This window comes from Stenotrophomonas sp. STEN056 (assembly GCF_056759635.1).
Window position 1 is genome coordinate 1 of sequence record NZ_JBRRDL010000026.1, and the last position, 21,157, is coordinate 21,157.

Here is a 21,157-nt window from a genome sequence, read left to right on the forward strand (position 1 = left end):
GTCGCCCCGGCCGTCGCCGAGCCCCCTCCTGTTGCCGCAGCCCACTTACTCGTGGGTCCCCTACCTATCACAGCCGTCGAGTCCCCGCCCCACCCCCCCCCCCCCCCCCCCCCTCCCCCCCCCGCCCCGCCCCGCCGCCCCCCCCCCCCCCGCCCGGCCCCCCCCCCCCCCCCGCCGCCCCGCGCCCCCCCCACTACCCAAGCAACATCTCCTGGGCACACTTGAGCGCCCCGCCACCGTTACATCGGCGCAACAAGCCGTTGCCTAAAATGTCTGCTGCAGCCGCGCCCCGGCTGCGAGTGCTTCGTCCATACTCGACGGGCATTCATTAAAGGGGCGCAGGCCCCGGAAAGCCCGCGCGGCACCCCAGCCGCGGCAAGCCATCTGTATGTAAAGGAGCAAAGCCGTATGAGCGATTCGTTCTCCACCCGTAGCCAACTGGAGGTTGGCGGCCGGCAGTACACCTACTGCAGCCTTCCCAAGCTCAGCCAGAAATACGACATCTCCCACCTGCCCTACTCGATGAAGATCCTGCTGGAGAACCTGCTCCGGCATGAGGACGGCGGCCAGACCGTCGGTCCCGAGCACATCGAGGCGGTGGCACGCTGGAACCCCAAGGCCGAGCCCGACACCGAAATCGCCTTCATGCCGGCCCGCGTGGTACTGCAGGATTTCACCGGCGTGCCCTGCGTGGTTGACCTGGCCGCCATGCGCGATGCGGTCACCAAACTCGGCGGCAACGCCGAGCAGATCAACCCGCTCATTCCCTCCGAACTGGTCATCGACCATTCGGTGCAGGTGGATGTCTTCGGCCGCCCCGACGCGCTGGACATCAACGGCAAGATTGAATTCGAGCGCAACCGCGAGCGCTACAGCTTCCTGCGCTGGGGCCAGAAAGCGTTCGAGAACTTCAAGGTGGTGCCGCCCAACACCGGCATCGTCCACCAGGTCAACCTGGAAAACCTCGCCCGCGTGGTGATGGAACGCAACATCGAGGGCACGAACTGGGCCTTCCCGGACACCGTGTTCGGCACCGACTCGCACACCACCATGATCAACGGCATCGGCGTGCTGGGCTGGGGCGTGGGCGGTATCGAGGCCGAAGCCGCCATGCTGGGCCAGCCGTCCTCGATGCTGATCCCGCAGGTGGTCGGCTTCAAGCTGACCGGCAAACTGCCCGAAGGCACCACCGCCACCGACCTGGTGCTGACCGTCACCCAGATGCTGCGCAAGCTCGGCGTGGTCGGCAAGTTCGTCGAGTTTTACGGCGACGGCCTGCAACACCTGCCGCTGGCCGACCGCGCCACCATCGCCAACATGGCACCGGAATACGGCGCCACCTGCGGCATCTTCCCGATTGATGCCGAATCGCTGAACTACCTGCGCCTGTCCGGCCGCAGCGAAGACCAGATCAACCTGGTGGAGGCCTACGCCAAGGCGCAGGGCCTGTGGCACGACGCCGGCAGCGCACATGCGCAGTACAGCGCCACGCTGGAACTGGACATGGGCGATGTGAAGCCCTCGATGGCCGGCCCCAAGCGCCCGCAGGACCGCGTGCTGCTGGACGACGTGCACAGCAATTTCAGCGAGGCCCTGAAGGGCCTGACCGCCCACCGCGAACAGCGCAACGGCGACGTGTCCGACTTCATCAATGAAGGCGGTGGCGCCGCAGTTGGCAACGAGCAGTTGGCCAAGGGCCATGCCGACGTCGTCATCAACGAGAAGTCGGTACGCCTGAAGGATGGCGCAGTGGTCATCGCCGCCATCACCTCCTGCACCAACACCTCCAACCCGGCGGTGATGCTGGGTGCCGGCCTGCTGGCACGCAATGCCGCCCGCCTGGGGCTGAAGGCCAAGCCGTGGGTCAAGACCTCGCTCGGGCCGGGCTCGCGCGTGGTCACCGACTACCTGGAAAAGGCCGGCGTACTGACCGACCTGGAGAAGCTGGGCTTCTTCGTGGTCGGTTACGGCTGCACCACCTGCATCGGCAACTCCGGCCCGCTGCCGACCGAAGTCAGCGCCGGCATCGCCGCCGGCGACCTGGTCGTGGCCTCGGTACTGTCGGGCAACCGCAACTTTGAAGGCCGCGTGCACCCGGAAGTGAAGGCCAACTACCTGGCCTCGCCGCCGCTGGTGGTGGCCTATGCCATCGCCGGCACCGTGCGCATCGACCTGACCAAGGAACCGATCGGCCAGGACAGCACCGGCAAGGATGTCTACCTGCGCGACATCTGGCCGACCAACAAGGAAATCGGCGACATGATCGCCGCCACCGTCGGCCCGGAGATGTTCAAGCAGAACTACGCCGACGTGTTCAAGGGCGACACCCGCTGGGCACAGATCGAATCCCCGGAAGGCCAGGCTTACGCGTGGAACAGCGATTCGACCTACATCAAGAACCCGCCCTACTTCGACGGCATGACCATGCAGGTCGGCAGCATCAGCGATGTCCACGGCGCGCGGGTGATGGGGCTGTTTGGTGACTCGATCACCACCGACCACATCTCCCCGGCCGGCAACATCAAGAAGGATTCGCCGGCTGGCCGTTTCCTGCAGTCGCGCGGCGTGCAGCCCGCGGACTTCAACAGCTACGGCAGCCGCCGCGGCAACGATGACGTGATGGTGCGCGGCACCTTTGCCAACATCCGCATCAAGAACCTGATGTTTGGTGGCGAGGAAGGCGGCAACACGCTGTATTACGCGCCGGGCAGCAACACCGGCGAAAAGCTGGCCATCTACGACGCGGCAATGAAGTACAAGGCCGATGGCGTACCGCTGGTGGTGCTGGCCGGTAAGGAATACGGCACTGGCTCCTCGCGTGACTGGGCTGCCAAGGGCACCAACCTGCTGGGCGTGAAGGCCGTGATCGCCGAAAGCTTCGAGCGCATCCACCGCTCCAACCTGGTCGGCATGGGCGTGTTGCCGCTGCAGTTCCACGACGGCGAGAACGCACAGACCCTGGGCCTGGATGGCTCGGAAGTGTTCGATGTCACCGGCCTGGACGACGGCAAGGCCAAGACCGCCACGGTCACGGCAACCCGTGCCGACGGCAGCCAGAAGCGCCTCACCGCCAAAGTGCTGCTGCTGACGCCGAAGGAAGTGGAATACTTCCGCAACGGCGGCCTGCTGCAGTATGTGCTGCGGCAGTTGGCGGCGAAGACAACGGCTTGAGTTGTTGTGCCGTAGTTTGAAGCGAAGAACGCCCCTCCCGGGGCGTTCTTTTTTACCCCTCCCCAGCCCTCCCCTTCGCTACGCGAAAGGGAGGGGGCAGAAGCGATTCGCCGCAACCTGACAGTTCGCGTGATCCACCCCCTCCCTTTGCCGCAGGCAAGGGGAGGGCTGGGGAGGGGTAACGCTTCTGCTTCTGCTTCTACCTCCCCCACCCCATCACCGCCGCGCCAACCAGCGCGTTGCCATCCGCTGCATGGATTCGTCTTCCTGCCCGGCGATGTCGGTCACCAGGCACCAGGCCAGGTCCAGCGATTCTTCGCTGACTGCAAAGCGCTCATCCGCTCCGGCGACCACCACATAGCGCACGTCGTAATGCCAATGCCCTGGCACCTCGCGGCGTTCCGGAATCCAGTGCCGGTCCAGATCAAAAATTTCCCGCGACACCAAGGCCAGACCCGGCAGACCGGATTCCTCTTCCGCCTCGCGCAGCGCCACTGCCGGCAGGTCGTGGTCGCCATCGGCGTGCCCACCCAGCTGTAGCCAGCGCCCCAGCTTGCGGTGATGGGTCAGCAGTGCCCGCTTGCCATCCGCACTGACCAACCATGCGCTGCCGGTGAAATGGCCTTCCAGCCGCTCGCGGGTGAAGGGATCCGGCCCCGGCGCGTCCAGCAACGCCAGAAACTCCTGCGCCACCTCGCCATGCCCGGGAACCGCCCGTGCATACTCTTCCAGCGCCAGGCGCAGACTCTGATCCTGTTCAAGCATGACTGTCAGCACATCCCATTGATTTGAGGCAGCGGCCATTATCGCTGTCGATGCTGCACCTGCGCTTGTCGAGTTCGGCCGCCTTTGGCAAGGTAGGACCGTTGCCAGCCGTTCAGTTTGTGGCGCCACTCATCCGCCCCGTCGTTCTCATGCGCCCGGGTGCATTACACAAGTTCGGGAATTAGCGGAATGCTCAAAACACTGTTGAGGGTCAAACCAATCGAACCCACCGCGCACATCGATGCCGGGGAGCCGATTGAAGGCAGCCTGCAGGGCGAAGCCACGCTCAAGCGTACCCTCACAGCCAAGCACCTGATCCTGCTGGGCATGGGCGCGGTGATCGGCGCCGGCATCTTCGTCGTCACCGGCCAGGCGGCCGCCAACCACGCCGGCCCGGCCATCATGCTGTCCTTCGTACTGGCCGGCCTGGCCTGCGCGTTCGCCGGCCTGTGCTACGCCGAATTCGCTGCGATGATCCCGGTCTCCGGCAGCGCGTATTCCTACTCCTACGCCACGCTTGGCGAAGGCATGGCCTGGTTCATCGGCTGGTGCCTGGTACTGGAGTACCTGTTCGCCTCCGCGTCGGTGGCGGTGGGTTGGTCGGCGTATTTGATCAGCTTCCTCACCACCACCTTGCACCTGCCTTTCCCGGAAGCACTTACCGCCGCGCCCATCAGCTGGGAGAACGGCAAGTTCGTCGCCTCGGGCAAACTGTTCAACCTGCCGGCCGTGCTGATCATTGGCGCCATCTCCGCCCTGCTCTACGTCGGCGTCACCCAGTCCACCTTCGTCAACGCGGTCATCGTGGCGATCAAGGTCGGCGTGATCTGCCTGTTCGTCGGCTTTGGCGTGATGTATGTCGACCCGGCCAACTGGACCCCGTTCATTCCCGACAACACCGGCACCTTTGGTGAATTCGGCTGGAGCGGCGTGCTGCGTGCGGCCTCCATCGTGTTCTTTGCCTATATCGGCTTCGATGCGGTTTCCACCGCGGCAGGCGAAACCAAGAATCCGCAGCGGAACATGCCGGTCGGCCTGCTCGGCTCGCTGGCTGTTTGTACGCTGATCTACATCATCGTCTGTGCCGTGCTCACCGGCCTGCTGCCGTACAACCTGCTGGGCACCGACAAGCCGGTGGCCACCGCATTGGAGCCGTATGCCCAGCTTGGCTGGCTGAAGACCTGGGTGGAAATCGGCGCCATCGCCGGCCTGTCCTCGGTGGTGCTGGTGATGATGATGGGCCAGACCCGCATCGCCTACACCATCTCCCGCGACGGCCTGCTGCCGCCGGTGTTCGGCAAGGTCCACCCGAAGTTCCGCACGCCGTACCTGAGCACCATTGTCGTCGGCGTCATCGCCGCAGCGCTGGCCGGCCTGGTGCCGTTGGCGGTACTGGGTGAACTGGTCGCCATGGGCACCCTGCTCGCCTTCGCTACGGTCTGCATCGGCGTGCTGGTGCTGCGCCGGACCAAGCCGGACTTGCCGCGCGCCTTCCGCGTACCCGCCGTGTGGTTGATCGCTCCGGCTGGTGCGCTGATCTGTCTGGGCCTGTTCGCCATGGCGTTTGCCGCGCACTGGCTGGTGTTCGTGCTGTGGACGCTGCTGGGCCTGTGCATCTACTTCGGCTATGGCATCCGCCACAGCAAGCTCAACAAGAGCCCCTGACCCCATCCCATCGCCGGCGCTGCGCGCGCCGGCTTTTTTTTGCGCCTGCATCGCGCTACGACGAGCGAAGACCTGAAACATGTTCAAGCAACTCTGGGCCACCAAACACCCGCACGCCGCGCATGAAGAGGCCAATGGCCTGAGCCTTCGCCGCACCCTCGGCCCCTGGGGCCTGACGGCCCTGGGCATCGGCGCGGTGATCGGCGGCGGCATCTTCGTCATCACCGGCCAGGCTGCGGCCAACCATGCCGGCCCGGCCATCATGCTGTCCTTCGTGCTTGCGGCCATCTGCTGCGCCTTCTGCGCCATGGCCTATGCCGAATTCGCTTCGATGGTGCCGGTGGCCGGCAGTGCCTACACCTATACCTACGCCACCTTCGGCGAGCTCTCGGCCTGGTTCATCGGCTGGATGCTGGTGCTGGAATACGGGGTTTCCGCCTCTGCCGTGGCGGTGAGCTGGACCGGCTATTTCCTCAGCTTCCTCAACCATTTCGACATCCACCTGCCGGCGGCGCTGGTGAGTGCACCGCTGGATGCCCAGCTCAAGCCCACCGGCGCCATCGCCAATCTGCCAGCCGCCGCACTGGTGCTGCTGCTGACCTGGCTGTGCTACGTCGGCATCAGCAAGTCCTCGGCCATGAACATGGCCATGGTCATCCTCAAGACCGGCTTGATCGTGCTGGTGATCGTTGCCGGCTGGAAGTACGTGGACACCAGCAACTGGACACCGTTCATCCCCGCCAATGAAGGCCCGGGCAAGTACGGCTTCGACGGCGTGCTGCGCGGCGCGGCGATGGTGTTCTTTGCCTATATCGGTTTTGAGGCGGTGTCGGTGGCCGCGCAGGAATCGCACCGGCCGCAGCGCGACCTGCCGATCGGCATGCTGCTGTCGCTGATCATCTGCACCGTGTTGTACATCGGCATGGCCGCGGTGATGACCGGCCTGGTGCCGTATCAGTTGCTGGGCACGGCCGAGCCGGTGGTCACCGCCGTGGCTGCGCACCCGCAGTTGGACTGGCTGCGCATCATTGTCGAAATCGGCGCGCTGATCGGCCTGGCCTCGGTGGTGCTGGTGATGGTGATCGGCCAGCCGCGCATCTTCATGATCATGGGCCGCGACGGTCTGCTGCCGCCGGTGTTCACCAAGATCCACCCCAAGTACCGCACCCCGCACATCAACACCATCATCACCGGCATCGGCATCGCCCTGCTGGCGGCGCTATTCCCGCTGGACATCCTTGGCGAGCTGACCTCGATGGGCACGTTGATCGCCTTTGCCGCGGTCTGCGCCGGCGTGCTGGTCCTGCGCCGCACCCAGCCGGACCTGCCGCGCCCGTTCCGCATCCCCATGGCCTGGTTGATCTGCAGCCTCGGCGTACTCAGCTGCATTGCACTGCTGACCGCCATGACCCTGCACAACTGGATGCTGATGGGGCTGTGGACGGCCACCGGCTTCATCATCTATTTCACCTACAGCATCCGCCACAGCAAGCTCAACGCCGCCAACAAGGCCAAGCGCAGCTGAGCTTCCAGCGGTTGAATGACCACAGCCCGGGCGCCTGACGCCCGGGCTTTTTTTGATGGCTCAGGCAAACCCCGCAAAGCTCCGCCTGCCCGGCCCGCCAGCGGTAACCCTGCGCGATCTGCGCTGCCTTCGACGGCCGGAAGCCGCAGCGCCATATGAAACACCTCCCGGCCCGCAGGCGCCCGGCTTCAGCAAACGCGGGCTTGTTGCCGGGTGCGAGGAACTGGCGGGCGTTCTTAGTAGAATGCTTGGCATGAACGCGCCTTCCGTCCCCTATGACAGCGAGCGGCTGAGCCAGTTGGCCCAGTTGCTGATCGACAACATCCGCGACCTGGCCCATGCCGGCTGGACGCCTGCCACCAGCAGCAATTTCTCGCATCGACTGGACGACCAGCATGCAGCCATCACCGTGTCCGGCAAGGACAAGGGCCGGCTGATCGAGAGCGACATCATGGTGGTGGACTTCGCCGGCAAGGCCGTCGGCCGCCCGCTGCGCCCGTCCGCCGAAACCCTGCTGCATACCCAGCTCTACGCCCGTTTCCCGGACGTGGGCTGCGTACTGCACACCCATTCGCCGGTGCAGACCATTGCCTCGCGCCTGTTCGGCGGCCAGGGTCACATCCGCCTGGAAGGCTACGAACTGCTCAAGGCCCTGCACGGCAACGCCACCCACGAAACCGCCGTTGACCTGAAGGTATTCCCCAACACCCAGGACATGGACGTGCTGGCCGCGCAGGTGGAGGCCGAGCTCGACAAGGGCCCGATGTGGGGCTATCTGATTGACGGCCACGGCCTGTATGCCTGGGGCCGCGACATGGCCGAGGCACGCCGCCATCTGGAAGCCTTTGAATTCCTGCTCCATTGCGAGCTGGAATTGCTCAAACTGCGCGCCATTTCCTGATTACGAATCCGCACGGGCCGGCGCTGGCCCGTGCTGCTACGCTCGCCACCCCCACCGTGGAGCCCATCGCCATGAGCCGACTGCGCATTTTCAACGACAACGCCCCGGACGCCCCGCTGCTGGACAGCGCCGACGGCGACGTCATTGCCACCGAACTGAAGAAGATTGGCGTCACCTTTGAACGCTGGCAGGCCAAGCACCCGGTGGCGCCGGGCGCCAGCCAGGAAGAAGTGTTTGCCGCCTACCGCGAGGACATCGACCGCCTCGTCAACGCGCATGGTTTCAAGAGTGTGGACGTGGCCTCGATTGCCCCGGACAACCCCAACCGTGCCGAAATCCGCAAGAAGTTCCTCGACGAGCACTACCACAAGGAAGACGAAGTGCGTTTCTTCGTCGCCGGCTCGGGCCTGTTCACCCTGCACGTGGCCGACAAGGTCTACGAGGTGGAATGCGTCAAGGACGACCTGATCTCGGTGCCGGACGGCGTCACCCACTGGTTCGACATGGGCGAGGAACCCAGCTTTGCCGCCATCCGCTTCTTCACCGAGCCGGACGGCTGGGTCGGCCACTTCACCGGCACCGACATCGCCCAGCGTTTCCCGCGCTACGAACCCAGCGCAGTCTGAGCCAACTTTTGCCTTGAGCCCCTCTCCCGTTCACGGGAGAGGGGTTGGGGTGAGAGCAGCTTCCAGCTGCTGCACCCCCGACGCTCGCCAACTAAGCATTCGTGCCCCTAGAAGCACCGTGCAGGAAGACCCCGCATGACCATCAAAGCCATCCTCACCGATATCGAGGGCACCACCTCCAGCATCTCCTTCGTCAAGGAAGTGCTGTTCCCCTACGCCCGCAATGCCCTACCCGCGTTTGTGCGCGACCACGGCAACGAGCCGCAGGTGCGCCAGTGGCTGGATGCGGTCGCCACCGAAATCGCCGCCAGTGCCTGCCAGGACGACGTCATCGTCGAAACCCTGCAGGGCTGGATCGACCAGGACCGCAAGCACACGGCACTGAAAGCGCTGCAAGGCATGATCTGGGATGTGGGCTATCGCAACGGCGATTACACCGCGCACATGTACCCGGAAGTCGCTGCGGTACTGCGTGGCTGGCACGCTGCCGGCCTGCCGCTGTATGTGTATTCCTCCGGCTCGGTGCCGGCGCAGAAGCTGTTCTTCGGCTTCAGTGATGCCGGTGATCTCAACGGCCTGTTCTCCGGCAACTTCGACACCGAAATCGGCGGCAAGCGCGAGACCGGCAGCTACACACGCATTGCCGAAGCCATTGGCATCGCGCCGCAGGACATCCTGTTCCTGTCCGACATCGTCGAGGAACTGGATGCCGCACGCCAGGCCGGGCTGCAGACGGTGCTGCTGGACCGCCTCAGCGACTACCCGACGCCGCGCACCGGCGAGGCGAGCAATGGCCACAACCGGGTCGAGAACTTCGAGCAGATCGCGCTCTGAACCCACCCGACCGGATCACAACAACGGCCCTGAAAAGGGCCGTTGTTGTTTTACCTGCGCGCAGAGCAACGCTCTGGCCTCAACATCTCAACCGTCGTCGCCGGCACCGCGCTTGAGCACCAGCACCTCGATGCGCGAAGGCACGCCCAGGCGTGCGGTAAAGCCATCCCACTGCCCCGCGCCATTGCTGACGAACAACTTCATGTCCCTGACCATGTACTCGCCCCGCACATAACCGTGGTTGGCCGGCGCCACTACCCAGCGGTCGAAGCCCCACATGTGGCCGCCATGGGTATGCCCGGATACCTGCAGGTTGAAGGCCCCCGTCCCCGCTGCCTCGCGTGCCTGCTTGGGCTGGTGGGCAAGCAGGATGTGAGCATCGCCGCCCCTGCCCGCGGCAATCACCGCCGGCAAGTCCGGCGCCAGCCCGCCGCGCATGTAGGCGCTGGGCCGCAGGGCCGCCAGGTCGCCCACACCGGACACCGCCAGCTTGCTGCCGTTGATCGACAACATGGCGGTCTGGTTCTCCAGCACGCCCAGGCCCAGGCTGCGGAAGTGCGCCATCCAGCGTTTGTAGCCGTGGTAGTACTCATGATTGCCCGGTGCCACCCATACGCCATGCGGCGCCGCCAGCGCCGCAAGCGGTGCGACAAAACCCGCGGTGTCTTCGACCTCACCATCCACCATGTCGCCGGGCAACACGATCAGATCCGGCTTGGCCGCCATGACGGTGTCGACAATGCGTTGCGTGCGCCAGCTGCGCTTGACCGGGCTGATATGCAGGTCGGCAAGCACGGCCATGCGCAGCCCGTCCATTTCCTGCGGCAGGTTCGGCACCACCAACGCTTGTTCATGCACCTGCGGCGGCCGCAGACCATTCCAGATGCCCAGCGTGGCCAGCAGCACGATCAGCACAGCGGCTGATTGATTCATGCGCTTGCCGTGCCACAGCGTTGCCAGCAACGACGTGCGTGCTGCCGGACGGGACAACAACCAGCCCAGCGTACGCAGGACCAGAAACGCCAGCAGGATGATGAACATCGCCAGCACCCAGCCAAACACCAGCTGGATCCAGGCCTCCACCGCGTACTCGAACACATTCATCCGCCACAGCGTGGCAAAGCTCAACCCCACCAGCGCAAGCGCGAGCGTCACGCCGATATGCCAGCGACGCTCGCGCCGGCTCAGAGAATGCACGGGCCACCACAGCCATAGGGCGAGCAGCGGCAGGATCAGCGATACGAGTAGGGTCATCTTCGGCAACAGCGGTTGATGCGACGCAGGCATTGGCTGCCGTCGATGCGCTGGGAGGTTCTCAGGGGAAATGCCACGTACTTTGACATAGGCATGTTGTTGCGAAGGTGCTGGTGGCTGAATCAGTGCGTTCTTTTTTGTGGGGGAGTTCGAGAATTTTCCTGAGCGTGCTCTGAGTTTGCTTAGTCCTGCCGCCCCCTCTCCCCAACCCCTCTCCCGCGAGGGGAGAGGGGCTAGGTGCGCCGCGAGTTGAGGCGATTTTTGCAATTGCAGCTGTGAAGCCCCTCTCCCCTCGCGGGAGAGGGGTTGGGGAGAGGGGCTGCTTTTCACCCAAGCATCCAACCCACCCAACACCCCAAACGAAAGAGGCACCGCTTCCGCGGTGCCTCCCGATACTCAATTACTGCTTATTACTTGCTCTTGCTGGCAATCCAGCCATCCACCTTCTCTTCCAGCACATCCAGCGGCACCGAGCCGTCCTTCAGCACTTCGGCGTGGAACTCGCGGATGTCGAACTTGTCGCCCAGCTTTTCCTGCGCGCGCTTGCGCAGTTCCTGGATCTTCAATTCGCCGGTCTTGTAGGCCAGTGCCTGGCCCGGCCAGGCGATGTAACGCTCGGCTTCGGCAATGGCATCCGGCTCGCTCACCGACGAGTTGGCGAACATGTAGTCCAGCACCTGCTGCCGGTTCCAGCCCTTGGAGTGCAGGCCGGTGTCCACCACCAGACGCACCGCGCGCCACAGTTCGCCCTGCAGACGGCCGAAGTAGCTGTACGGATCGGTGTAGACGCCCAGGTCCTTGCCCAGGCTCTCGGCATACAGGCCCCAGCCTTCGATGAAGGCCGTCTCGCCGCCGAAGCGACGGAACGCCGGTACGTCCTTCAACTCCTGCTGCAAGGCCAACTGGAAGTGGTGGCCCGGGATGGCCTCGTGCAGGAACAGGTCCTCCGCATCCCAGGTCTTGCGGGTCGGCAGGTCGTAGGTGTTGACGTAGAAGATGCCCGGGCGGGTGCCGTCCTCGCTCGGAGTCATGTACGAACCACCGGCCGCCGACTTGGCACGGAATGCCTCCACCGGGCGGATCTCGAAACCAGCCTGCGGGGTCAGCGAGAACAGCTTGGCCACGCTGGTGTTGATCTTGGCTTCCAGGCCCCGGTAGTGCTCCAGCAGCTCCGCCTCGGACTTGAACTCGAACTGCTTGTCGTTCTGCATGAACTTGAAGAAGTCCTGCAGCGAGCCCTTGAAGCCCACCTGCTCCATCACCGTGCGCATCTCGCCGTGGATGCGCTCCACTTCCTTCAAGCCGATCTCGTGGATCTGCGCCGGCGTCTGCGCGGTGGTGGTGCTTTCCTTGGCGTTGAAGGCGTACCAGGCCTGGCCGTCGGGCAGCGAATCCAGGCCCACGCTGTCGCGCGTGGCCGGCAGGTATTCGTTGGCAATGAAGTCGCGCTGCTTCTTGATCGCCGGCAACAGCTGATCGGCGATCAGGGTGCGATAGGCCGCGGTCAGGCGGTCCTTGTCGGCCTGCGGGAAATCGGCCGGCATGGCCTTGATCGGGCCCCAGAACTGGCTGTCCTCGGCCTTGGCGGCCAGTATCTCGTCAAACTGCGGCACCACCTTTTCCATCAGCACGCGCGGCTGCACCACGCCGGCCTTGATGCCTTCGCGCATGTTGTTGATTTCGGTATCCAGCAGCACCGGAATGCGCCCGGCGCGGGCCAGCCAATTGTCGTAGTCCTTCACCGTCTTGAACGGCTGCGCCACCTGGCCCGAACCCAGCATCACCGCGTAGCTCACGGTCGAGCCCATCTGGTTGACCGGCATCATCCAGCCCGGGAACTTCTCGCCTTCCAGCGTCTGCTTCTGTTCCTCGACGAAGATGCGGTAGCTCAGCAGGTCCTGCCCGCTGAGGCCGGCATCACCGACCTTTTCCACCTTGCCCAGCCACTCGGTGGCGAAGTCATGGCTCTGCTTGCGGTATTCGGCCGAGCCGAAGTCCGGCATCTGATCGTTGTAGCGGTTGTCACCCTGGAAGGTGGCCTGCAACGGGTTCAGCTTGAGCACGCCTTCCCAGTAGTCGGCATACAGCTGGGTCAGCTGCGCGGCCTTGTCGGCCTGTGCGGCCTGGCTGGCGGCATCGCCGCTGGCCGGGTCGGAAGACGGCGTGCAGGCGCCCAGGACGGTAGCCAGGGACAGCGAAACGGCAAATGCCAGCGGGCGAAGTTTCATGAAGCCTTTCCATGGGATACAAGGCCGCCAGCGTCCCCACGCGACGGGCCTTCGGGAAGGGCCAAAGGTCATTGTCGGCCACCGGGATCGCGGCCGGGCCGGCAAACCGTCATAATTCCCCGCCGTTGCGCCGCTGCCCGTTCAGGCAAGCGGCTGCCCTCCTCCTGTCCTGCCCGGTGCTGCCGCTCCGCTGCATGGCCCTTGCCGTTGCTGTAACCATGACGAATTCACGCCGCCCGCTGGGCTTCTGGTCCGCCACCGCCCTGGTGGTGGGCAGCATGATTGGCTCAGGCACCTTCCTGCTGCCCGCCACGCTCGCGCCCTATGGTGCCGCCACCCTGATCGGCTGGGGCATCACCCTGTGCGGCGCGCTGCTGCTGGCGGTCACCTTCGCCCAGTTGGCCAAGCGCTGGCCGCAGACCGGCGGCCCCTACGTGTTCGCCCGCAATGCCTTTGGCGAACTGCCCGGCTTCATGGTGGCGTGGAGTTACTGGATCTCGATGTGGTGCGCCATCGCCGCCATCGCGGTGGCGTTCGCCGGCAGCATCGGCGCCATCTTTCCTGCGCTTACCGCCACGCCATTCAGTGCTGCCGCGTGCGGGCTGGTCGCGCTGTGGCTGTGTGCCGGCGTCAACCTGCTGGGCGTGCGCGAAGCAGGCCGCCTGCAGTTGCTGACTACGGTGCTGAAAGTCGTGCCGTTGCTGTTGTTCGGGCTGGTGGCACTGTGGTTCATCGACACCAGCCATTACGTGCCGTTCAACCCCAGCGGCGAATCGCTGGGCAGCGTTGCTGCGGCCACGGTGGCATTGACGCTGTGGGCCATGATTGGACTGGAAGCGGCCACGGTGCCGGCCGAATCGGTGGACGACGCGCCGCGCACAGTTGCACGCGCCACCGTGGCCGGTACCGCGATTGCCGGCGTTGCCACCGTGCTGGCCTGCACCACGGTGCTGGGCCTGTTGCCGGCTGACGTGCTGGCCAACTCCGGTGCACCGATGGCCGACGCCGCCGCCGCATTGTGGGGACCGACCGCCGGCAAGCTGCTTGCCGTGGTGATGGCCATTTCCTGCGTGGGCGCGCTCAACGGCTGGACCCTGCTCTCGGCGCAGCTGCCAATGGCCGCCGCACGCGACCATGTGTTGCCGCGCGCCTTCGCCCACGAGAACCGCCGCGGCGCTCCGGCCTTCGGCGTCATCATCAGCTGCCTGCTGGCCACCGTCCTGGTGATCTGCAACTACAACCGCTCGCTGGTGGACCTGTTCAAGTTCTCGGTGCTGCTGTCCACCGCTGCAACGCTGTTGCCCTATGTGGCCGGCGCGGCGGCGTGGCTGTGGCGCGGCAGCGGTACCGCTTCGCGGATTGCCGCGGCCGGCGCCCTGGCTTTCAGCCTGTATGCCATCGGCGGCATCGGCGCCGAAGCCCTGCTGTGGGGCGTGGGCCTGATCATTGCCGGCCTGCCGATCTACTTCTGGTCGCGCCGCAGCTGAACGGCTGACGTTTCCGGGCGGCAGCATGCGCCGCCTTGAATTCAGTCAACTGAACCCGGGCAGCGCATTGCAGGTGTGAAGGCGCCCCCTCACAGTCCGGCGCACAGACCACGGTGACTGAATGTCCGGCGTGCTATGCAGGCCGTCCATTCGGGAGAAACGTCATGGTCAACAAGAACACGATCTGCCTGTGGTTCGATGGCACCGCACTTGAAGCGGCCACCTTCTATGCCGCCACCTTCCCGGACAGCAGAGTGCTGGCCGAGCACCGCGCGCCGAGCGACTACCCGGACGGCAAACAAGGCGACGTATTGACCGTGGATTTCACGGTGATGGGCATCCCCTGCCTGGGCTTGAACGGCGGCCCGGCGTTCAAGCATTCCGAGGCGTTCTCGTTCCAGGTGGCCACCGACGATCAGGCCGAAACCGACCGCCTGTGGAATGCCATCGTCGGCAATGGTGGACAGGCCAGCGACTGCGGCTGGTGCAAGGACAAATGGGGGCTGTCATGGCAGATCACCCCGCGCGTGCTGACCGAAGCCTTCAACGGCGCGGACCCGGCCGCCGCCAAGCGCGCCTTTGAAGCCATGATGACCATGAGCAAGATTGACGTCGCTGCAATCGAGGCCGCCGTCCGCGGCTAGCTTGGCGGTAGGAGCGACCTTGGTCGCGAAACTGTGGATGCATGGGCTTCGCGACCAAGGCCGCTCCTGCGACAGCCGGTCAGTTTGCCGTCTGCCCTTGCATCGATTCGGTGCCGTCATCGCTTTCGCTCACCAACGGACGCGCCGGTGCCGGCTTGCTCGGGAACGCATGCCGCACGATGCGCCAGGCCACCTGGCCGAACTGCCGTGGCAGCGAGCCGGTGTTGTAGTGCTGGCCGTAGCGGGCGCAGATCCCGCGCACCTCCACCGCCATCGCCGCGTAGCGGTTGGCCGGAATGTCCGGGTAGAAGTGGTGTTCGATCTGATGGCTGAGATTGCCGGTCATCACGTCCATCCACTTGCCGCCGGTGATGTTCGAGGAGCCGCGCAACTGCCGCAGGTACCAGTGGCCGCGGCTTTCATTGCGGATGCAATCCTTGGGAAAGGTCTCCGCATCGGCGGTGAAGTGCCCGCAGAAGATCACCACGTACGTCCACACGTTGCGGATCACGTTGGCCGCAACATTACCCAGCAGCACCGGCAGGAAGAACGGGCCGGCCAGCGCGGGAAACAACACGTAGTCCTTCAACACCTGCTTGAGCGCCTTGCGACGCACTGGCTTGGCTTGCTTCCACAACTGCCGCAACGTGACCTTGCGGGCCAACAGCCGGCCCACGCGCAGATCCTGTATGGCAATGCCCCACTCGAACAGCAGTGCAAAGATCACCGCCACAAACGGCTGCAGCAGGTAGAACCGCTGCCAGCGCTGCTCGGGGAAGATGCGCAGCAACCCGTAGCCGATGTCATCGTCCAGGCCGCGCACATTGGTGTAGGTGTGGTGGCGGAAGTTGTGGGTCTTGCGCCAGTTCTCGGAGGTACCGGCGATATCCCATTCGTAGGTTTTGCCCTGCAGCGCCGGGTCGCCCATCCAGTCGTACTGGCCATGGATGACGTTGTGCGCCAGCTCCATGTTCTCCAGGATCTTGGACAACGCCAGCAGCAGCACACCGGCGATCCATGCCGGCACCAGCACGCTGTGCACGAACGCGCCGACAAACAACAGGCTGCGACCGGCGACGCCGCACCAACGCACTGCCGCCACCACCCTGCGGATGTAACGCGCATCGCTCGCCCCCAGCGTCGCCTGGTGACGCGCGCGTACCGCGTCCAGCTCGTCACCGAAAGCCTGCAACTGGGCGATCGACAGGGTGCGGTTGTTCACGGAAGACATCGGCTACAGCTCCAGGGCGAGATCGGTACTGGCGCTGTTGACGCACAGTTTCAGCGGAGTGGAAGGTTCATCGGCGTAATCGCCGGTCAACGTGTTGCGGGTGATGCCCGACACCTTGTCGCACACGCAGGTATTGCAGATGCCCATCCGGCAGCCGCTGGCCGGCTGGATGCCCGCCGCTTCCAGCGCCGGCAGCAGCGCGGTACCACGCGGCACGCTCAAGGTGCGGCCACTGCGCAGCAGCTGAACCTGCACGCTGCCGGTTTCCTGCGCGGGCAACGGCGGCTGGCTGAAGGCCTCGCTCTGGAAGCTGGCCACCTGCCCCTGCAGGCGCTGGCGCGCAGCTTCAACAAAACCACCCGGGCCACAGGCGAGCACGCGCGTGCCGTCCAGGCCGGCGATGTTGGAGAAATCATGCGCATCCACACGCGCATCGGGCGCATGGGGGTCGCGGGTCAACAGCAGCTGCAAGTGGAAATTTGGCCGACGGCCTGCCAACGCATTCAACTCATCGACAAAGCACAGTTCCTCGCGGCAGCGCGCCCAGTACCGCAGTGCCACCGGCGCCGGCATGCCTTGGGCGTCCAGCTGACGCAGCAATGCCCGCATCGGGGTGATGCCGCTGCCGGCGGCCAGCAGCAGCAAACGCTGTGGCGCATCGCCCGGCACCGTCATCTCGCCAAACGCCTGGCCCAGCGCAAACACCTCGCCGATGGCCGCATCGCGCGCCAGATGGTTGCTGACCTTGCCGCCCGCTATCGCCTTGACGGTGAGCGCCAGCCGGCCATTCGGCAACAGCGTCGGGCTGTAACTGCGGCTTGTCAGGCGCCCGTCCACCTCCACGCCCAGGTTGACGTGCTGGCCGGCCAACAGCCCTTTGAAGTGGCGATTGGGCTGCAATTCCAGCGTCACCGCGTCCGCGCTGGCGGCGCTGCGCGCGACCAGGCGTGCCAGTGGCCGCCGCAACGTCCACAGCGGATGCACCCGGGACGACCAGAAATCGAAGAAGCCTTCGCTCACCCAGGGAATCACCGGCGGCGTGGCATTGCGGTAGACGGCACTCATGGGGACGCACTATACGGGCGAGCATACGAGTGTGTATACAGTCGTATATACGCAACACAGGCTATGATTCAGCGTCCCGACCGCCAAAGCCGCGATGAGCACCCACGACACGTCCACTGCCGCACCAGACGACCTGCACCCCGCGCGCAAGGCCTCGATCTCGCGTGACGACCTGCTGGCCGCTGCGCTTGCCCTCATCGGCCCCCACCGCAGCGTGTCCACGCTGAGCCTGCGTGAGGTGGCACGCGAAGCCGGCATCGCGCCCAATTCGTTCTATCGCCAGTTCCGCGACATGGATGAATTGACCGTCGCGCTGATTGATCTGTCCGGGCGCTCGCTACGCACCATCATCGGCCAGGCACGGCTGCGTGCAGCCGACAGCAATCGCGGTGTGATCCGTCTGTCCGTTGAAACCTTCATGGAGCAGTTGCGCGCCGACGACCGCCTGATGCACGTGCTGCTGCGCGAAGGCACGGCCGGTTCCGACGCGTTCAAGGAAGCGGTGGACCGCGAGCTTGGTTATTTCGAGGATGAACTCAAGGTCGACCTGGTGCGCCTGGCCGCGCTCGATGGCGCCAAGCTGCATGAGCCCGCGCTGGCCGCCAAGGCCATCACCCGGCTGATCTTCGCCATGGGCGGCATGGCGATGGATCTGCCGGAGGAGAAAGACCCGGAGCTGATCGAGCAGATGTCGCAGATGATCCGCATGATCATCACCGGCTCACGCGCGCTGGCCCGGCATCCGCAGCGCGGCCTCTGAACGGCGCCACGGCACCGCACCGCCATCACCGCGCCAGGCACTGCCGGTAACGCTCGTTCACCCGGTTGGCAAACCATTCGGTAGTCAGTTCGCGGCTGATCTTGGGGCTGTCCAGGCGGATACCCGGAATCATTGCCCGCGGTAACGCATGGCCGGCGCGGGCCTCGGCCAGAGCAAACACTTTTTCGTGCAGCGCGCTTTCACTGAAAGCCAGCGTATCGGCCTGCTCCAGGCTGCGGCGGATGGCGCGCTCGTCCATCTCCAGTGCTGCCGCCAACTGCCGCACCGCGCGTTCGGTCTGCCCCGGCTTGTCCAGCGCAGCGCCGGGCAGCAACACATCGCCGTCCAGCTCCAGCGTGGTGCCCGTTGCCACGGCCACCGCGTTCTGGAACGCCGCATTGCGGCTGGCATACCAGCCGGCGTTGTAATCGGCGAAGCGATGCACCTTGCGCGTGTACGGCGTCTGGTAACCCAGCAGGTGCATCGTGCCAAAGTAGACACCGCCGCGGCGGCTGAACACTTCGTCGCGAATGCCACCCTCCAGCGGGTACGGATAGCCGTCGGCATGCTCCTGCGCGAAGGGAATGCCCACCTGCATCGCGCCGCCGGTCTGCACCGGGTTGCTGCCGGCAAACAGGCGCTTGCCCAGCGGTACGCGGTCGATGATTTCTTCATACAGACGGCTCAGGTCGCGCTCGGTGCGCACACGTGCGAGCTTGTCGCCGTAACTTCTGCCATCGGCGGCCTGGACCCTCAACCCGGCATCCACCAGCATTGCCGGGATGCGCTTTTCCGCCGCACGGCGGCGGATCTCCCGGCGCGCGATCTGCGGCAAGTCCGCAACCACCGGGTCTGCCTGGTAGCCGGATTCCTGCTCGATGATCGCCAATACGGCACAGATGTTCTCCGGATTCGGCTCGATACGCTGTGCCGCGAACGCACCTTGCACATCTGCCGCCCAGCCGGGGCGATCGGGCGTCTTGACCGGGATGCGCCGCTCGATCTCAGCGCGCACATCCTGCGCCGGGCCGGGCGGTGCCTGCGGTACTGAACTACAGCCTGCGATCCACAGCACCGACACAGCAGCCAGCACCCTGCACAACCGGCTCGCATTGCTCTGTGTCTGGTCCGCGCCAGCGGTACTGCCCATATACTTCACGCCTCACTCCTGAACCACCTGACGTGGCTTGATTGCCTTGAGCGCCACTGCAGACCAGTATTTCGCCCTCGTTGTTCCCGTCACCTCGCTCCTGCTCGGCCTGTCCTTGATGGCGGGCTGGAATTCGCTGCGCGACCAACGGTACCTGTTGTGGCTGGGCGCCGGCTACCTCCTGGTCGGTTTACCACTGGCCGTGCAAAGCCTGATGAGCAACACGCAGATGGCCACCTGGTCCGTGGCAACCGGCGCCCTGTACTGCATGGGAACGTTCTCCACCGCGCAGGGGTTTGCCATGCGCAACGGCGGGCGGGTGCCCGTTGTGCCGGCACTGCTCATCAGCGCGGCCACACTCGCCGGCCTGTTGTATTTTTCGCAGGTGGATGATCTGCTCGGCGCGCGCGTGCTGATACTCAACTCCGGCATGGCGCTGCTGTTGGCCCTGCCTTTGCCACACCTGCTGCGGAATGGGCGCCCGGCACGGACATTCGAGCGGTTGCTGCTGTATTCCTATCTGTTGCTGCTGGTGTACTCAGTGCTTCGTCCCTGGACGGCCTTCACCGCCGCCTTCCACGTCAGCAGTGCCGAACTGTCGCGCTCCGGCTTGTGGCTGTGGATGCTGGCCATCAACCTGATGCTCAACCTGTGGTTTGCCTTCCTGCTGCTTGGCAGCGTCATCCAGGGCCTGATGAGCCACCTCCGCCACGAGCGGAATCACGACCCGCTGACATCCCTGCTCAATCGCCGCGCATTCTTCGAGATCGCCAACAAGCGGCTGAAGAACGAACCGCGTGCCCACTGGGCATTGGTCGGCTGCGATGTGGATCACTTCAAACGCATCAACGATACCTGGGGCCATGCCGCTGGCGATCACGTCCTGCGCGAAGTGGGCGCGCTGCTCGCACGCATGGTCCGCCAGAATGACGTGGTGGCGCGTTTCGGTGGCGAGGAATTCGTGTTCCTGCTGCGCTGCCAGAACGCAGCCATCGCCCTGGAGATCACCGAGCGCATCCGCACGACCCTGGCGCAGACGCCCTGCTCCCCGATCAAGGGCGCGGTTACTGCCAGCTTCGGCGTCGCCATGGTCAATGGGGCCGATGATCTCTCCGATGCGCTCCAACGTGCCGACATCGCCGTATACCAGGCCAAGCATGAGGGGCGGAACCGCGTCGTACTGGCCGCGGCCGGGTGACACCGCGCGCCAGACCTGCCCGTCCCTCCCCTTCATGCACGGATTGCCTGCATCATTCCCACACTGCACAGGAAGCCGCTGCCATGCCCCAGTTTTCCACCACAAGCACCGCAGCCGGCGACGTCCGCCTGCGCGATGGCAGCGTGCTGCAGATCCGCGATGAACACCCCGGCGATATCGACGCCATCAGCCGGCTCACGCAATCAGCCTTTGCCACACAGCCCCATTCCAGCCATACCGAGCAGTTCATCGTCGCCGCACTACGCCGCGCCGGCCAACTGACCCTCTCGCTGGTCGCCGTGAAAGACGGCGAGATACTTGGCCACGTGGCCGTATCACCCGTGACGCTTTCTTCCGGCGATGCCGGTTGGCACGGGCTCGGGCCAATTTCGGTAGCCCCCGCACATCAACAACAGGGCATCGGCTCGGCATTGATGCAGGCCGCCATCGCCCGCCTGCAGTCACTGGGAAGCGCAGGCTGCGTGCTGTTGGGCGAGCCTGCGTACTACGCGCGGTTCGGCTTCCAGGCCAGCCCGGCACTGGAGCTGCCCGGCGTACCGGCCGAGTATTTCCAGGCGCTTTGCTTCCGTGGCGAGCCACCTGTTGCACGCGTGCAGTACCACGAGGCGTTCAACGCGACAGCCTGAGCATGA

General features: G+C 65.1%; 17 protein-coding genes. 11 read left to right on the plus strand and 6 right to left on the minus strand.

The genetic code is table 11. The features are described 5' to 3' along the window. Positions 1–408: 408 nt before the first annotated feature. Positions 409–3,171: an aconitate hydratase AcnA gene (gene acnA / locus ACVOLO_RS13390; RefSeq protein WP_481570806.1), complete on the plus strand. Its 2,763-nt coding sequence runs from the start codon at positions 409–411 to the stop codon at positions 3,169–3,171. Positions 3,172–3,387: 216 nt separating this feature from the next. Here acnA and ACVOLO_RS13395 read toward each other — a convergent pair whose 3' ends face one another. Beyond that, positions 3,388–3,936 (minus strand): NUDIX hydrolase, encoded by a 549-nt coding sequence (locus tag ACVOLO_RS13395; protein WP_481570807.1) that lies wholly within the window; start codon positions 3,934–3,936, stop codon positions 3,388–3,390. 189 nt (positions 3,937–4,125) lie between these two features. On the opposite strand from ACVOLO_RS13395, the gene ACVOLO_RS13400 reads away from it, so the two are divergent. The 5 genes from ACVOLO_RS13400 (at position 4,126) to mtnC (ending at position 9,487) form a co-directional block, all read left to right on the plus strand. Continuing rightward, on the plus strand, positions 4,126–5,601 hold the full coding sequence (locus ACVOLO_RS13400; RefSeq protein WP_481570808.1) for an amino acid permease: 1,476 nt from the start codon (positions 4,126–4,128) through the stop codon (positions 5,599–5,601). A gap of 79 nt (positions 5,602–5,680) precedes the next feature. Beyond that, positions 5,681–7,126, plus strand: coding sequence for an amino acid permease (locus ACVOLO_RS13405; RefSeq protein WP_481570809.1), 1,446 nt, complete (start codon positions 5,681–5,683; stop codon positions 7,124–7,126). Positions 7,127–7,379: 253 nt separating this feature from the next. After that, positions 7,380–8,027, plus strand: coding sequence for a methylthioribulose 1-phosphate dehydratase (locus ACVOLO_RS13410; RefSeq protein WP_481570810.1), 648 nt, complete (start codon positions 7,380–7,382; stop codon positions 8,025–8,027). 71 nt (positions 8,028–8,098) lie between these two features. Further along, the gene (locus tag ACVOLO_RS13415; protein WP_481570811.1) at positions 8,099–8,653 is read left to right on the plus strand and encodes a 1,2-dihydroxy-3-keto-5-methylthiopentene dioxygenase; all 555 of its coding nucleotides are present in this window, start codon (positions 8,099–8,101) and stop codon (positions 8,651–8,653) included. Between the two features lie 135 nt (positions 8,654–8,788). After that, a complete protein-coding gene (gene mtnC / locus ACVOLO_RS13420; RefSeq protein ID WP_481570812.1) occupies positions 8,789–9,487 on the plus strand; it encodes an acireductone synthase in 699 nt (232 codons plus the stop codon). An 87-nt stretch (positions 9,488–9,574) separates the two neighbouring features. Here the strand turns inward: mtnC and ACVOLO_RS13425 are convergent, their stop codons facing one another. Both ACVOLO_RS13425 and ACVOLO_RS13430 read right to left on the minus strand, forming a co-directional pair. Next, positions 9,575–10,741, minus strand: a complete 1,167-nt coding sequence (locus ACVOLO_RS13425) for a metallophosphoesterase (RefSeq protein ID WP_481570813.1) — start codon at positions 10,739–10,741, stop codon at positions 9,575–9,577. A 410-nt stretch (positions 10,742–11,151) separates the two neighbouring features. Continuing rightward, the gene (locus ACVOLO_RS13430; RefSeq protein ID WP_481570814.1) at positions 11,152–12,969 is read right to left on the minus strand and encodes a DUF885 domain-containing protein; all 1,818 of its coding nucleotides are present in this window, start codon (positions 12,967–12,969) and stop codon (positions 11,152–11,154) included. 218 nt (positions 12,970–13,187) lie between these two features. Here ACVOLO_RS13430 and ACVOLO_RS13435 point away from each other — a divergent pair, with 218 nt between their 5' ends. Both ACVOLO_RS13435 and ACVOLO_RS13440 read left to right on the plus strand, forming a co-directional pair. Then, positions 13,188–14,456 (plus strand): amino acid permease, encoded by a 1,269-nt coding sequence (locus ACVOLO_RS13435; protein ID WP_481570815.1) that lies wholly within the window; start codon positions 13,188–13,190, stop codon positions 14,454–14,456. A gap of 164 nt (positions 14,457–14,620) precedes the next feature. Continuing rightward, entirely contained in the window at positions 14,621–15,100 is a 480-nt protein-coding gene (locus ACVOLO_RS13440; protein ID WP_481570816.1) for a VOC family protein, read from the plus strand. A 79-nt stretch (positions 15,101–15,179) separates the two neighbouring features. Here the strand turns inward: ACVOLO_RS13440 and ACVOLO_RS13445 are convergent, their stop codons facing one another. Both ACVOLO_RS13445 and ACVOLO_RS13450 read right to left on the minus strand, forming a co-directional pair. After that, positions 15,180–16,331: a fatty acid desaturase family protein gene (locus ACVOLO_RS13445; protein ID WP_481570817.1), complete on the minus strand. Its 1,152-nt coding sequence runs from the start codon at positions 16,329–16,331 to the stop codon at positions 15,180–15,182. 3 nt (positions 16,332–16,334) lie between these two features. Further along, the gene (locus ACVOLO_RS13450; protein ID WP_481570818.1) at positions 16,335–17,396 is read right to left on the minus strand and encodes a ferredoxin reductase; all 1,062 of its coding nucleotides are present in this window, start codon (positions 17,394–17,396) and stop codon (positions 16,335–16,337) included. Positions 17,397–17,490: 94 nt separating this feature from the next. Between ACVOLO_RS13450 and fabR the strand changes: the two genes are divergently transcribed. Continuing rightward, a complete protein-coding gene (gene fabR, locus ACVOLO_RS13455) occupies positions 17,491–18,156 on the plus strand; it encodes an HTH-type transcriptional repressor FabR (protein WP_481570819.1) in 666 nt (221 codons plus the stop codon). A 25-nt stretch (positions 18,157–18,181) separates the two neighbouring features. Here fabR and ACVOLO_RS13460 read toward each other — a convergent pair whose 3' ends face one another. Then, entirely contained in the window at positions 18,182–19,306 is a 1,125-nt protein-coding gene (locus ACVOLO_RS13460; RefSeq protein WP_481570850.1) for a DUF1615 domain-containing protein, read from the minus strand. Positions 19,307–19,352: 46 nt separating this feature from the next. Between ACVOLO_RS13460 and ACVOLO_RS13465 the strand changes: the two genes are divergently transcribed. Further along, positions 19,353–20,504 (plus strand): GGDEF domain-containing protein, encoded by a 1,152-nt coding sequence (locus ACVOLO_RS13465; protein ID WP_481570820.1) that lies wholly within the window; start codon positions 19,353–19,355, stop codon positions 20,502–20,504. An 83-nt stretch (positions 20,505–20,587) separates the two neighbouring features. Next, entirely contained in the window at positions 20,588–21,151 is a 564-nt protein-coding gene (locus ACVOLO_RS13470; protein WP_481570821.1) for a GNAT family N-acetyltransferase, read from the plus strand. Positions 21,152–21,157: the final 6 nt, after the last annotated feature.

Excerpts from the sequence above, each read along its gene's own strand:
- ACVOLO_RS13460 (WP_481570850.1), bottom strand. The coding sequence starts at position 19,306 with ATGGGCAGTACCGCTGGCGCGGACCAGACACAGAGCAATGCGAGCCGG.
- ACVOLO_RS13430 (WP_481570814.1), bottom strand. The coding sequence starts at position 12,969 with ATGAAACTTCGCCCGCTGGCATTTGCCGTTTCGCTGTCCCTGGCTACC.
- ACVOLO_RS13415 (WP_481570811.1), top strand. The coding sequence starts at position 8,099 with ATGAGCCGACTGCGCATTTTCAACGACAACGCCCCGGACGCCCCGCTG.
- ACVOLO_RS13470 (WP_481570821.1), top strand. The coding sequence starts at position 20,588 with ATGCCCCAGTTTTCCACCACAAGCACCGCAGCCGGCGACGTCCGCCTG.
- ACVOLO_RS13435 (WP_481570815.1), top strand. The coding sequence starts at position 13,188 with ATGACGAATTCACGCCGCCCGCTGGGCTTCTGGTCCGCCACCGCCCTG.
- fabR (WP_481570819.1), top strand. The coding sequence starts at position 17,491 with ATGAGCACCCACGACACGTCCACTGCCGCACCAGACGACCTGCACCCC.
- ACVOLO_RS13395 (WP_481570807.1), bottom strand. The coding sequence starts at position 3,936 with ATGCTTGAACAGGATCAGAGTCTGCGCCTGGCGCTGGAAGAGTATGCA.
- mtnC (WP_481570812.1), top strand. The coding sequence starts at position 8,789 with ATGACCATCAAAGCCATCCTCACCGATATCGAGGGCACCACCTCCAGC.
- acnA (WP_481570806.1), top strand. The coding sequence starts at position 409 with ATGAGCGATTCGTTCTCCACCCGTAGCCAACTGGAGGTTGGCGGCCGG.
- ACVOLO_RS13440 (WP_481570816.1), top strand. The coding sequence starts at position 14,621 with ATGGTCAACAAGAACACGATCTGCCTGTGGTTCGATGGCACCGCACTT.
- ACVOLO_RS13410 (WP_481570810.1), top strand. The coding sequence starts at position 7,380 with ATGAACGCGCCTTCCGTCCCCTATGACAGCGAGCGGCTGAGCCAGTTG.
- ACVOLO_RS13425 (WP_481570813.1), bottom strand. The coding sequence starts at position 10,741 with ATGACCCTACTCGTATCGCTGATCCTGCCGCTGCTCGCCCTATGGCTG.
- ACVOLO_RS13450 (WP_481570818.1), bottom strand. The coding sequence starts at position 17,396 with ATGAGTGCCGTCTACCGCAATGCCACGCCGCCGGTGATTCCCTGGGTG.
- ACVOLO_RS13445 (WP_481570817.1), bottom strand. The coding sequence starts at position 16,331 with ATGTCTTCCGTGAACAACCGCACCCTGTCGATCGCCCAGTTGCAGGCT.
- ACVOLO_RS13400 (WP_481570808.1), top strand. The coding sequence starts at position 4,126 with ATGCTCAAAACACTGTTGAGGGTCAAACCAATCGAACCCACCGCGCAC.
- ACVOLO_RS13405 (WP_481570809.1), top strand. The coding sequence starts at position 5,681 with ATGTTCAAGCAACTCTGGGCCACCAAACACCCGCACGCCGCGCATGAA.